The 12,101-nt window shown below is 66.8% G+C and carries 9 protein-coding genes; 4 read left to right on the top strand and 5 right to left on the bottom strand.

The window, feature by feature from the left end:
• Window positions 1-37 precede the first annotated feature (37 nt).
• The gene (locus IE100_RS09755) at window positions 38-1,831 is read left to right on the top strand and encodes an ABC transporter ATP-binding protein/permease (protein ID WP_189373884.1); all 1,794 of its coding nucleotides are present in this window, start codon (window positions 38-40) and stop codon (window positions 1,829-1,831) included.
• A gap of 171 nt (window positions 1,832-2,002) precedes the next feature.
• Here IE100_RS09755 and IE100_RS09750 read toward each other — a convergent pair whose 3' ends face one another.
• Both IE100_RS09750 and IE100_RS09745 read right to left on the bottom strand, forming a co-directional pair.
• Window positions 2,003-2,347 carry a RidA family protein gene (locus tag IE100_RS09750; protein WP_189352195.1) on the bottom strand — a complete coding sequence of 115 codons (345 nt, stop codon included), beginning with the start codon at window positions 2,345-2,347 and terminating at the stop codon, window positions 2,003-2,005.
• 101 nt (window positions 2,348-2,448) lie between these two features.
• Window positions 2,449-3,630 (bottom strand): DesA family fatty acid desaturase, encoded by a 1,182-nt coding sequence (locus IE100_RS09745; RefSeq protein WP_189373883.1) that lies wholly within the window; start codon window positions 3,628-3,630, stop codon window positions 2,449-2,451.
• Window positions 3,631-3,788: 158 nt separating this feature from the next.
• Between IE100_RS09745 and IE100_RS09740 the strand changes: the two genes are divergently transcribed.
• Together IE100_RS09740 and IE100_RS09735 are read left to right on the top strand one after the other, a co-directional pair.
• Window positions 3,789-5,369: a YdgA family protein gene (locus IE100_RS09740; protein WP_189373882.1), complete on the top strand. Its 1,581-nt coding sequence runs from the start codon at window positions 3,789-3,791 to the stop codon at window positions 5,367-5,369.
• 294 nt (window positions 5,370-5,663) lie between these two features.
• Window positions 5,664-6,701: an oxidoreductase gene (locus IE100_RS09735; RefSeq protein ID WP_189373881.1), complete on the top strand. Its 1,038-nt coding sequence runs from the start codon at window positions 5,664-5,666 to the stop codon at window positions 6,699-6,701.
• 74 nt (window positions 6,702-6,775) lie between these two features.
• Here the strand turns inward: IE100_RS09735 and IE100_RS09730 are convergent, their stop codons facing one another.
• On the bottom strand, window positions 6,776-7,513 hold the full coding sequence (locus IE100_RS09730) for a response regulator transcription factor (protein ID WP_229800319.1): 738 nt from the start codon (window positions 7,511-7,513) through the stop codon (window positions 6,776-6,778).
• The gene (locus IE100_RS09725; RefSeq protein ID WP_189373880.1) at window positions 7,495-9,516 is read right to left on the bottom strand and encodes a PAS-domain containing protein; all 2,022 of its coding nucleotides are present in this window, start codon (window positions 9,514-9,516) and stop codon (window positions 7,495-7,497) included. Before IE100_RS09725 ends, IE100_RS09730 begins: the two co-directional genes overlap by 19 nt.
• Window positions 9,517-9,726: 210 nt before the next feature.
• On the opposite strand from IE100_RS09725, the gene IE100_RS09720 reads away from it, so the two are divergent.
• Window positions 9,727-11,373, top strand: a complete 1,647-nt coding sequence (locus tag IE100_RS09720; RefSeq protein ID WP_189373879.1) for an acyl-CoA synthetase — start codon at window positions 9,727-9,729, stop codon at window positions 11,371-11,373.
• A gap of 67 nt (window positions 11,374-11,440) precedes the next feature.
• Here the strand turns inward: IE100_RS09720 and alkB are convergent, their stop codons facing one another.
• Window positions 11,441-12,088 (bottom strand): DNA oxidative demethylase AlkB, encoded by a 648-nt coding sequence (alkB, locus tag IE100_RS09715; protein WP_189373878.1) that lies wholly within the window; start codon window positions 12,086-12,088, stop codon window positions 11,441-11,443.
• Window positions 12,089-12,101 lie beyond the last annotated feature (13 nt).

Genomic DNA, 12,101 nt, shown 5'->3' with positions numbered 1-12,101 from the left:
AACCGGGATTTGCATTACCGCACCATAAGGAGAACCGATGAACTGGAGTCAGGAACTGCTGCAAAGCGCCATCTGGCTGGGCGAGGCCACCGCCATCACGCTGGTGGCATCACTGTTGCTGGGGGTCGCGCTGGCGCGCACCACGGTATGGGGACGCCAGTTCTGGCGGCTGGCGGCACCGTTTTTCACCCCGCGCGTCAGCGGCTGGAGGCCGCTGCTGAGCCTGGGCGCCATCCTGCTGATCACGCTGGCCGGGGTGCGCGTCAACGTGCTGTTCTCGCGCTGGTACAACGACATGTACAGCGCGCTGCAACAGCTGAACGTGAAGCTGTTCTGGGCCTCGATGTTGATTTTCGGGGTGCTGGCGGCGGTGCACGTCGGCCGCTCACTGCTGGAGTACTACCTGCGCCAGGTGTTTGCCATTCACTGGCGGGAGTCGCTCAACGAGTACTTTCTCGGCAAGTGGCTGGACAAGCAGGGCTACTACCGCAGCCAGCACCTGGCCAAGCCAGCGGATAACCCCGACCAGCGTATCCAGCAGGACATCAGCAGCTTCGTCGGCTCCTCGCTGTCGCTGGCGATGGGGGTGATCGACGCGCTGGTGTCCACCTTCGAGTTCACGCTGATCCTGTGGGGGCTGTCCGGCATGTTCGCGCTGTTCGGCGTCGAGATCCCGCGCGGGCTGGTGTTCATGGTCTACATCTACGTGATCGTCGCCACCGTGCTCGCGTTCCGCATCGGCAAGCCGCTGATCCGGCTCAACTTCCTCAACGAGAAATTCGGCGCCGACTACCGCTACGCGCTGGTACGGCTGCGCGAGTACGGCGAGAACATCGCCTTCTACCGCGGCGAGAAGGTCGAGGGCACCACCCTGCGCCATCGCTTCCGCCAGGTGATCGGCAACGCCTGGGATATCGTGCACCGGACGCTGAAGCTGTCCGGCTTCAACCTGATCGTCAGCCAGACCGGGGTGATTTTCCCGTTCATCCTGCAGGCGCCGCGCTTCTTCTCCAAGCAGATCACGCTCGGCGACATGGTGCAGACCTCGCAGGCCTTCGGCCAGCTGCAAAGCAACCTGTCCTTCTTCCGCAGCGCCTACGACGAATTCGCCGGCTTCAAGGCGGTGCTGGATCGTCTGACCGGCTTCATCGACGCCATCCACAGCGCCGACCAGCTGCCGACGCCGGAGCTGACGCCGCAGAACGAGGGCCTCAGCGTGCGGCAGCTGACGATCCGCACTCCCGACGGCCAGACGCTGCTGGCGCAGCTCGGCTTCAGCCTCGGCGCCGGCCAGGCGCTGCTGATCCGCGGCCCGTCCGGCAGCGGCAAGACCACGCTGCTGCGCGCCATCGCCGGGCTGTGGCCGCACTGCGACGGCCATATCCAGCGCCCGCCGCAGAGCGAGGTGCTGTTCCTGTCGCAACGCCCCTACCTGCCGCTGGGTAGCCTGCGCGCGGCGCTGCACTACCCGCATCCGGCCACGGCCAAGAACGAGCACGCGGCGGAAGTGCTGCGCTCGGTGCAGCTGGGCCACCTGGTCGACAAGCTGGACGAGGGGGCCGACTGGGGCCGCATCCTGTCGCTGGGCGAGCAGCAGCGGCTGGCCTTCGGTCGCCTGCTGTTGGCGGCGCCGAAGGTGGTCTTCCTCGACGAGGCGACCTCGGCGATGGACGAAGGGCTGGAAGAAGCGCTGTACCGCCTACTGCGCAGCCGCCTGCCACACGCCACGCTGGTCAGCGTCGGCCACCGCAGCACGCTGCTGATCCACCACCAGTTCGCGCTGACGCTGCGCAGCGGCGGCGAGTGGAAGCTGGAGTCGCTGAGCGAATAAGCCGCACCAAGGTTGGCCGCAACGCCTTGCGGCCAACCTTGCCTTGTTCTGGCCTCGCGCCCCTGCGCGGAGACCGGACAAGGCCGGCTGACAGCATGCAAAAGGCCGCCGGCACCTATCGGTGCGGCGGCCTTTTTGCGCGGCGATCGGACTGCCGGCGCCGTGCCTGTCTTAGCGGCTGGCGACGATGCGGATCTCGATCTTCCAGTCCGGATGGGCCAGTTTCGCCTGCACCGTGCAGCGCACCGGCGCATTGCCTTCCGCCACCCAGGCGTCCCACGCCTCGTTCATGGCGTCGAAATCGGCGAGGTCGGTCAGGAAGATGGTGGCTTCCACGATCTTGCTCTTGTCACTGTCCAGCTCGGCCAGCACGGTGTCGATCAGGCCCAGGGTCTCCGCGGTCTGCGCGCGGGCATCACCCTGACCGCTTTCCGGCACCTGCACGGTGTAGATCAGGCCGTTGACGACCACGGCTTCCGACATGCGCTTGCCCGGTTTGTGACGATACAGACTCATTGCGACTCCCGAATAAATGGATGATGGGTACTGGTACTGCGCGGCAGCACCAAACAAAACGCCGGAGGGTCGCTCCGGCGTTGGGTCAGACAACAGGGTTCTCAGGCCACCGAGGCACGACGCAGACTCTGCGAGAAACGCTGCAGCGATTCGATACCACTGGTCTCGGCGCGGGCGCACCAGTCCTGCAGTTCCTTCAGCAGTTCGTCACGGGTCAGCGACGAACGCTCCCACAGGCGCGACAGCTCCTGACGCATCGAGTACACGGTATGCAGCACCTGGCTCTTTTCCAGCACCACCGCCAGCTGCTCGCGTTCCTGCGCCGGGGTGTCCTTGGCGTCCTGCTTCAGCCAGACCTTCATCTTGCGCACCAGCTGCGGTGCCTTCAGCTCCGGCAGGTGCAGCTTTTCCACCTCGACGCGGTACACGTCCTTCAGCTCGCGGGCATAGCGCGCCGCCACCGCGTAACGGTTGGCGATGATCGCCTGCAGGTGTTCCAGATCCAGCTGCTGGGCACGCTGCTCCTCCACCAGGCGCGGCGCCACCTTGCGTACCTTGGCCAGGCCGCAGATTTCCAGGATGCGGATGTACATCCAGCCGATGTCGAACTCGAACCACTTGTACGACAGCTTGGCCGAGGTACCGAAGGTGTGGTGGTTGTTGTGCAGCTCTTCCCCACCGATCAGGATGCCCCACGGCAGCACGTTGGTGGACGCGTCTTCGTTCTCGAAGTTGCGATAGCCCCAGAAGTGGCCGATGCCGTTGATCACGCCGGCGGCGAAGAACGGAATCCATGCCATCTGCACCGCCCAGATCGACAGGCCGGCGGCACCGAACAGCACCACGTCGATGGCCAGCATCAGCAGGATGCCCTTGCCGGTGTGCTTGGTGTAGACATTGTGTTCCAGCCAGTCGTCGGGTGTGCCGTGGCCGAATTTTTCCATGATGCTGCGGTCCTTGCAGGCGGCGCGGTACAGTTCGGCGCCTTCCCACATGACTTTCTTGATGCCCAGCACTTGCGGGCTGTGCGGGTCTTCCGCCGTTTCGCAGCGGGCGTGGTGCTTGCGGTGAATCGCCGCCCATTCCTTGGTCACCTGGCCGGTGGTCAGCCACAGCCAGAAACGGAAAAAGTGGCTCGGGATCGGGTGCAGGTCCAGGGCGCGGTGCGCTTGATGGCGATGCAGGAAGATGGTTACCGACGCGATGGTGATGTGGGTCAGGACCAATGCCACCACGATATAACCCCACCAGGGCAGGTCGATCAGACCGTTAAGCCATTCCATTCGTAGTCAAACCTCATTGTTTTAACAGAGATAACGCACCATTTTACACAATTCGCCGGCGTAAACGGCAAAAGAATCGACAGTCTCCAGCGTAGCGATTCGTCACGCCGGCGCGGCTACTGTAAGATACGCAGTCATTTCGTCACTCAGGCCGGATCGTGAACGTCAACAAGCACGCTATCAAACTCACCGCCGCCGCTGTCGCCGGCACTTTTGCTTTCTATGGCGCCTTTTCCTACTGGGCCGGCATCAAGGCCGAGGAAACGCTGACAGAGCAACACCAGATGATTGCGGCGATGTCAGTGTTCAAGGTCAAGTCGCACCAGTACCAGCGCGGCTGGTTCTCGTCGCAGGAAACCACCGAGCTGGAGTTCAACCAGGAACTGCTCGGCCCCTACATCGGCCTGCTGCCGGAAAACGTGCGCCCGCTGTTCCAGGGCACCATCCGCTACCACCACGACGTGGCCCACGGCCCGCTGCCAGGCCTGCTCAGCGGCCACTTCAGCCCCGGCCGCGCCCGCGTCGAAACCACCTTCGACATGAGCGAGAGCACGCGCAAGACGCTGCAGCGCTTCTTTGGCGACGCCGAACCGATCACCGTGGTCAACCACTTGGGCCTCGCCGGCGGCGGCGAGCTGAACGTGGCGGTGCCGAAATTCGACTACGAGGAAACCCTCGCCGGCGTGAAGATGACCTGGCGCGGCTTCGACCTGCGCCTGAACTACGCCGACGGCTACAAGGAATACCAGGCCGAGTCGGTGTCGCCCGGCTTCGCGCTGGAGGCCGGTCCCAAGGGCCGCTTCAGCTTCGACAACATCCGCTACCTGTCCGATGTGCGCCCCGGCAACACCGGCGTCAAGCTCGGCACCGGCGAGCTGTCGGTGGCCAATGTCAGCCTGAAGTGGAACGAGAGCATTCCGTACAGCATCAAGCTCAACGAACTGATCCACCTGGTCAGCCGCGTGCGCGTCGGCGAGTTCATCAACCCGAGCGGCGAGTTCCGTCCGTCGAATGTCGAGCTGAAAAACCTGAAGTACCAGATCGTCACCAGCGAGCAGGAAGAATTCATCAACACCCGCGGCAAGCTGGATTTCGACACCTTCAGCTACAACGACAGCGTGTACGGCCCGCTGAAGCTGGACATCTCCGCCAACCACCTGCACGGCCCGACGCTGGTGAAGCTGGACCAGGCCTTCACCCGCATCCCGTTCGAGGAGAAGGACCCGACGCAGCTGCGCAAGCGCTACATCGAGGCGATCACCAAGCAAGGCCTGCCGCTGCTGATCAACGATCCGAAGATCATGATCAACACCTTCTCGCTGCGCATGCCGACCGGCGAGGCCAGGCTTGACGGCCAGATCGCGCTGCAGGGGCTGCAGGAAAGCGACCTGAAGACACCGCTGGAATTCATCAAGCGCTTCATCGCGCTGCTCAACATCGAGCTGCCGCGCCAGACGCTGGAAAACATGGTGGTGGCGCAGGCGCGCAACCTGTTCACCGTCGACGCCAGCGCCGAAGAGCAGCCGGATCTCGGCGAAATCGACAACCTGGCCAAGAGCCTGCTCGACGCCCAGCTCAGCGAATGGGAAAACCAGAAGCTGATCACGCAGCAGAACGGCCAGCTGGCCACCAAGATCGACTTCAAGAACGGCACGCTGCTGGTCAACAGCACCCGCGTCGCCTTGCCGTGGGAAGAAGAGGAAGATCCGGCGCCGCCGGCCGCCTCGGCCGCCCAGTAAGAGCCTGTTCAAAGTCTCGCGAGCTAGAGCGAGACAAGGCGAAAGCGCCTGAGGAAGCGGAGTTTACAAGTCGTAAATGAGCATTCCGAAGGCGCTTTTAACGCGGTATCGCCGAAGCGCAGCAGACATTGAACAGGTTCTAAGGCCAGCGGCCCCGTATCACGACACGGGGCCTTTTTCTTGCCCCCTGCCCCGCCATGCCAGGCCATTAAAGCGGCAGCGACCCCGCAATGAATCCAGCCGGCTGCCACCCTTGGACTAGGCTGAAAGCAGAGACCCACCGGAAGACCCACCATGAGCATGCCCCTGAATGTCGCCCTGATCGGCTACGGCTACGCCGGCCGTACCATCCACGCCCCGCTGCTGCACGCCTGCCCGGCGCTGTGCCTGCACACCATCGTCAGCAGCAAGGGCGAACAGCTGCTGCACGAACACCCCGGCAGCCGCGTGCTCAGCGACGTGGCGCTGGCGCTGGCCGATCCTGACATCGACCTGGTGGTGATCGCCAGCCCCAACGACAGCCACTTCCCGCTGGCCGCCGCGGCGCTGGCCGCCGGCAAGCACGTGGTGGTCGACAAGCCGTTCACGCTGACCGCGGCCGAGGCGCAGGAGCTGCAGGTGCTGGCCGGCGTGCACCGCTGCCTGCTGTCGGCCTTTCACAACCGGCGCTGGGATGCCGACTTCCTCACCGTGCGCCAGCTGCTGCAGGACGGCACGCTGGGCGACATCGCGCTGTTCGAGTCGCGCTTCGAGCGCTACCGGCCGCAGGTGCAGGCGCGCTGGCGCGAATCCGCGACGGCCGGCGGCGGGCTGTGGTTCGATCTCGGCCCGCACCTGCTGGACCAGACGCTGCAGCTATTCGGCCGGCCGCGCACCATCCACGCCGACTTCGCCGCGCAGCGCTGCGGCGCCGTCGCCACCGACTACTTCCACGTGCAGCTGCACTACGGCCGGCTGCGGGTGCGGCTGTCGGCCAGCAGCCTGATCAGCGGCGGCGTGCCGCGCTTCGCGGTGCACGGCACGCTGGGCAGCTACGTGAAATACGGGCTGGACACCCAGGAAGCGGCGCTGAAACGCGGCGAGGCACCGGGCTGCGCCGGCTGGGGCGAGGACCCGCTGCACGGCCTGCACTACTGGCAGCAGGATGGCGAGGAGCACGGCGACGTGGTGCCGACGCTGAACGGCGACTACCGCCACTACTACGCCGCGGTGGCGGCGGCGATCCGCGGCGAAGGCGCCAACCCGGTGCCGGCGGACGACGCGATCGCGGTGATGCAGCTGATCGAGCTGGGGCTGGACAGCGCCCGCAGCGGCTGCGAATTGCCGGTGTAAGGGCAAATGTCAAAATACTGCGGCCAACCTTGATTCAAGGTTGGCCGCAAGCGTTTTCCCCTGGCGCGAACGCGCTATTCCCACACCACGCTGCTGACGAACAGGTAGCCGGCGCCGTACACGGTCTTGATCAGGCGCGGATTGTAGGAGTCGTCCTCCAGCTTGCGCCGCAGCCGCGAGATGCGCACGTCGATGCTGCGGTCGAACGGCGAGATGTCGTGCTGCCCCAGCAGCTGCTCGCGCGGCAGCACGCGGTTGGGGCGCTCCAGGAAGCGCAACAGCATCAGCCCCTCGCCAGCGCTGAGCGGGCGCTCGCCGCCGTCCGGCGCGTACAGCGACAGCCGCGCCACGTCGAAGCGCCAGCCGGAGAAATGCGCCACCCGCTGCCGCGCCGCGTCGCCGGTCTCGCCCGGCGCCTCGCAGCGGCGCAGGATGCTGCGCACCCGCGCCACCAGCTCGCGCGGCTCGAACGGCTTCATGATGTAGTCGTCGGCGCCGCTTTCCAGCCCCATCACGCGGTCGCCGACATGGCCGCGGCCGGTGAGGATGATCACGCCGCAGCGATGGCGTTCGCGGATCTGCCGCAGCAGCGCCATGCCGTCCATGTCCGGCAGGCCGAGGTCGACGATGCACAGGTCCGGCGTCTGCTGCCGCAGCCGCTGCAGGAAGGCCTGGCCGGTGCGGAACGACTCGTGACGGAACTGGTACTCCGCCAGCACGCCGCTGATCAGCCGCGCCACCGCCAGGTCGTCTTCCACCACGTAGATCAGTTTTTCGGGCGGCACCGCCACCGTCAGTTCGTTCTGGGACACAACATCACCTCGTCGAGCATCCGGCCCAGCTGGGCCTCGGTAAAGGGTTTCGCCAGCAGCGGAATGTCGCGGGTGCGGTCATCCGCCACCTCCGCCGGCGCGGCGTAGCCGCTCATCAGCAGGATGCGGATCTCCGGCCGCTGCTGACGCGCCAGCGCCGCCAGCTGGCGGCCGCCGAGCCGGCCCGGCATCACGATGTCGCTCAGCAGCAGGCCGATGTCGGCGATGCTGGCCAGCAGCGTCGCCGCCTCGTCGCCGTTTTCCGCCTCCACCACCGGATAGCCGAGCGCGCTCAACTGGCGCTGCACCACGCGCCGCACCTCCGGGTCGTCCTCCACCAGCAGCACCAGCGGCCGCTCGCGGCCTCCGGCCCGGCCGCTGAAATCGAGCCGGCCCTGCGGCTGCGCCGTCGGCGTGGTGCGCGGCAGGCGCAGGCTGAACACGCTGCCGCCCCCCGGCTGGCTGCTGACGCTGACCTGGCCGCCGGACTGGCGCGCGAAGCCGTACACCATCGCAAGGCCCAGGCCGCTGCCGCTGCCGAACTGCTTGGTGGTGAAGAACGGCTCGAACACGCGCAGCTGCACCTCCGGCGTCATGCCGCAGCCATTGTCTGTCACGTCGATGCGGATATAGTCGCCGGCGGCCAGTTGCCACTCGGCGGCGGCGCGCGCATCCAGCGTCTCGACCTTGGCCGCAATCTGCAGCCTGCCGCCGTCCGGCATCGCGTCGCGCGCGTTCAGCACCAGGTTGAGGATGGCGCTTTCCAGCTGGTTGGCGTCGGCCATCACGTAGTCGTGCTCCGCCACCAGCTGGCAATCCAGCACGATGTTTTCCGGCAGCGAACGCTGCAGCAGCTGCATCATGCCGGGGATCAGCCAGCCGATGCGCACCGGCTGCGCCAAGAGCGGCTGCTGGCGGGCAAAGCCCAGCAGGCGCCGCACCAGCTCCACGCCGCGCCCGGCGGCGTGGAGCGCCGGGTCGAGATAGTCCAGCAGCGCCGGCTGCGGCGGCAGGCGGCGGCGCAATTCGCCGAGGTTGCCCAGCACCACGGTCAGCATATTGTTGAAGTCGTGCGCCATGCCGCCGGACAGCTGGCCGATGGCCTCCATCTTCTGCGCCTGCACCAGCGCCGCCTGGGTCTGTTTCTGCTCGGTGATGTCGAAGGACAGCACGAAGCAGCCCAGCACCTCGCCGTCGGCGGCGATCTCCGGCACCAGCGTGCTGCGCGCGAAGATGGTGCTGCCGTCGTCCTTTTCCATCGAGTACTCGTAGCTGAGCTGCTTGCCGGTCAGCGCCTCCTCGACGTAGCGCTGCACCGCGGCGTAGAACTTGCTGCCCAGCGCCTGCGAGATGTGGCGCCCGCTCATCTGCGCACTGTCGCGGCCGAACCAGTCGGCGTAGCCCTTGTTGGCGTAGCGGTAGATCTGGCCGTGATCGAAATAGGCGATCAGCGCCGGAATGGTGTCGGTGATCAGCCGCAGCCGCTGTTCGCTGCGCTGCAAGGCGGCAGCAAGCTGCTCGTTGGCCAGCTGCGCGACCCCCAGCCGCTGCCGCGCCTGCTCCAGCGCCTGCCCCGCCGGATCGGGCGCCGGTGCCTGCCGATGGCACGCGGCTGCCTGCCCTGCGCCCGGGGCGCTGTACAGCGTGATGAAACCGCCCTGCGGCAAGGGTGCGCCGCGCACGCGCAGCAGCGTACCGTCCGGGCGCCTGCGTTCGAACTCGTGGCGCTCGAAGCGCTGCGCGCGCACCACCCGCTCCGCCACCTGCAGTTCCGCGTCGCCGGGGCCGTACTCGCCGCGGCAGGCGTTATAACGGATGAAGGCCTCGAACGGCGTGCCGACCGCCGCCAGCTGTGGAGGGAAATCCAGCAGCGTCAGGAAGCACCGGTTGCAGGCCACCAGCCTCAGCCCGGCATCGAACACGCTGACGCCCTGCTCCAGCAGGTCCAGCCCGGACAGCAGCGTGGTGCCGAGTGCGGCGTCTGGCGACGGGTGTTGCATCATCACGACGTTCCTTGGCCAGAAAACACTGGCATAGCGGGTAAAAGCCCCATTTTAGAGCAGCGGCACCACAAAATGCCCTGTGGCAACGATTCGTTACATTTGACACAAAGTTGCGCAAGGTTTTATCGCAACCATCGACCGGATAACAGTTGCCGCCACCCTGCCCCGGGCCGGACGGCACCACACAAAGCAGCAACACAGGAGAGCCGGATGTCACAAGCAAGCAAGCCCTACCAGACCGGTCTGGCCAAGACCGCCGCCAATTTTACCGCGCTGTCGCCGCTGGGCTTCATCGAGCGCGCCGCCAGCGTCTACCCGGAACACATCGCCGTCATCCACGGCAGCCTGCAGCGCAACTGGCGCGACACCTACGCCCGCAGCCGGCGCCTGGCCTCGGCGCTGCAACGCCACGGCGTCACCGCCGGCGACACCGTGGCGGTGATGCTGCCCAACATCCCGGCGATGGTGGAATGCCACTTCGGCGTGCCGATGTCCGGCGCGGTGCTGAACACCCTCAACACCCGGCTGGACCCGGAAGCGATCGCCTTCATGCTGCAGCACGGCGAGGCGCGGGTGCTGATCACCGACCGCGAGTTCAGCTTCACCATCAAGCCGGCGCTGGCGCTGCTGGCGGCGCCGCCGCTGGTGATCGATGTCGACGACGCGGAATACGACGGCCCCGGCGAGCGTCTGGGGCAGATGGAGTACGAGGAATTCATCGCCGGCGGCGACCCGGAGTTCGCCTGGCAGCTGCCGGCCGACGAGTGGGACGCCATCGCACTGAACTACACCTCCGGCACCACCGGCAACCCGAAGGGCGTGGTCTACCACCATCGCGGCGCCTACCTCAACGCCATCAGCAACATCGTCGACTGGGGCATGCCGCACCACGCCATCTACCTGTGGACGCTGCCGATGTTCCACTGCAACGGCTGGTGCTTCCCGTGGACGGTTGCGGCCAACGTCGGCACCAACGTCTGCCTGCGCCGCGTCGACCCGCGGCTGATTTTCGAGCTGATCAAGCGGCACAAGGTCAGCCACTACTGCGGCGCGCCCATCGTGCACACCATGCTGATCAACGCGCCGGCGGAGTGCAAACAGGGCATAGCGCATACCGTCAACTGCCTGGTGGCCGGCGCCGCGCCGCCGTCGGCGGTGATCGAGGGCATGGAGAAGCTCGGCTTCAACATCACCCACGTCTACGGCCTCACCGAAACCTACGGCCCGGCCGCGGTCTGCGCCAAGCAGCCGGCGTGGCAGGCGCTGGACCTGTCCAGCCGCACCGAGCGCAACGGCCGCCAGGGCGTGCGCTACACCATGCAGCACGGCATGACGGTGCTGGATCCGGAGACGATGCAGGAAGTGCCGCACGACGGCGAGACCATGGGCGAGATCATGTTCCGCGGCAACCTGGTGATGAAGGGCTACCTGAAGAACGAGGCCGCCACCGCCGAGGCGCTGGCCGGCGACTGGTTCCACACCGGCGATCTGGCGGTGATCCAGCCCGACGGCTACGTCAAGATCAAGGACCGCTCCAAGGACGTGATCATCTCCGGCGGCGAGAACATCTCCTCGCTGGAAGTGGAGGACGTGCTGTGCCGCTTCCCGGACGTGATCGCGGCGGCGGTGGTGGCGCTGCCGGATCCGAAATGGGGCGAGGTGCCGTGCGCCTTCATCGAGCTGCGCGAAGGCGTCAGCGGCGACGAGGCGGCGGTGATCGAACACTGCCGCGCCCACCTCGCCCGCTTCAAGGTGCCCAAGCGCATCATCTTCGGCCCGATCGCGCGTACCTCCACCGGCAAGATCCAGAAATTCCTGCTGCGGCAGCAGACCAACGCCATCGCCGCCATCGAGTAAGGCGCAAGCTTGGCCGCCACGCCGCGGCCAACCTTGTCGGCGGCGCCCTGTTGTCCCGGTGCCGCCGCTAGCGCGCCTTGCGGAAGGTGAGATTGATGCGCTGCGCCCCCAGCAGCGGATGGCTGCCCGGCTGCAGCGGCAGCACGCCGTGGTAGCGCAGCCGTGCCGGCCCGCCCCACACCACCACGTCGCCGTGCGCCAGCGGCACCCGTTGCGCACGCTCGCTGCGCTGCATGCCGCCGAACAGGAACACCACCGGCAGACCCAGCGACACCGACACGATGGGCTGGCCGAAATCGCGCTCATCGCGGTCCTGGTGCAGCGCCATGCGCGCGCCCGGCTGGTAGCGGTTGATCAGGCAGGCATCCGGCTCAAAGCCGGCAAAACCTGCCGCCGCCGCCGCGCTGGCGGCCAAGCGCAACCAGTCCGCCGGCAGCGGCGGCCACGGCAGCCCGCTGGCCGGGTCCTGCGCCTCATAACGGTAGCCGCGGCGGTCGCTGACCCAGCCGTAGACACCGCAGCTGCTCATCGCCACCGACATCGGCTGGCCGCCGGGGGTGAGCATGTGGCGCAACGGCGCCTGCGCCAGCAGCGACGGCAGAGCCTGCAGCAGCGCCGCCGCGTACGGCAGCGCAAAGCCGCGCAGCACCCGCGCGCCGTCGCCGAGCGATTCCTGCCACTGTGGCGGCTGGTCGGCAAACAGGTCGGCCGTCATCGCCCGCATGCCT

The organism is Vogesella alkaliphila, from assembly GCF_014652475.1.
In the GTDB taxonomy this organism is placed as follows: domain Bacteria; phylum Pseudomonadota; class Gammaproteobacteria; order Burkholderiales; family Chromobacteriaceae; genus Vogesella; species Vogesella alkaliphila.
The sequence above is the reverse complement of the archived record's forward strand: the minus strand, read 5'-3'. Positions and strand labels throughout refer to the sequence as shown.

Excerpts from the sequence above, each read along its gene's own strand:
- IE100_RS09725 (WP_189373880.1), bottom strand. The coding sequence starts at position 9,516 with ATGATGCAACACCCGTCGCCAGACGCCGCACTCGGCACCACGCTGCTG.
- IE100_RS09720 (WP_189373879.1), top strand. The coding sequence starts at position 9,727 with ATGTCACAAGCAAGCAAGCCCTACCAGACCGGTCTGGCCAAGACCGCC.
- IE100_RS09745 (WP_189373883.1), bottom strand. The coding sequence starts at position 3,630 with ATGGAATGGCTTAACGGTCTGATCGACCTGCCCTGGTGGGGTTATATC.
- IE100_RS09735 (WP_189373881.1), top strand. The coding sequence starts at position 5,664 with ATGAGCATGCCCCTGAATGTCGCCCTGATCGGCTACGGCTACGCCGGC.
- IE100_RS09755 (WP_189373884.1), top strand. The coding sequence starts at position 38 with ATGAACTGGAGTCAGGAACTGCTGCAAAGCGCCATCTGGCTGGGCGAG.
- alkB (WP_189373878.1), bottom strand. The coding sequence starts at position 12,088 with ATGACGGCCGACCTGTTTGCCGACCAGCCGCCACAGTGGCAGGAATCG.
- IE100_RS09750 (WP_189352195.1), bottom strand. The coding sequence starts at position 2,347 with ATGAGTCTGTATCGTCACAAACCGGGCAAGCGCATGTCGGAAGCCGTG.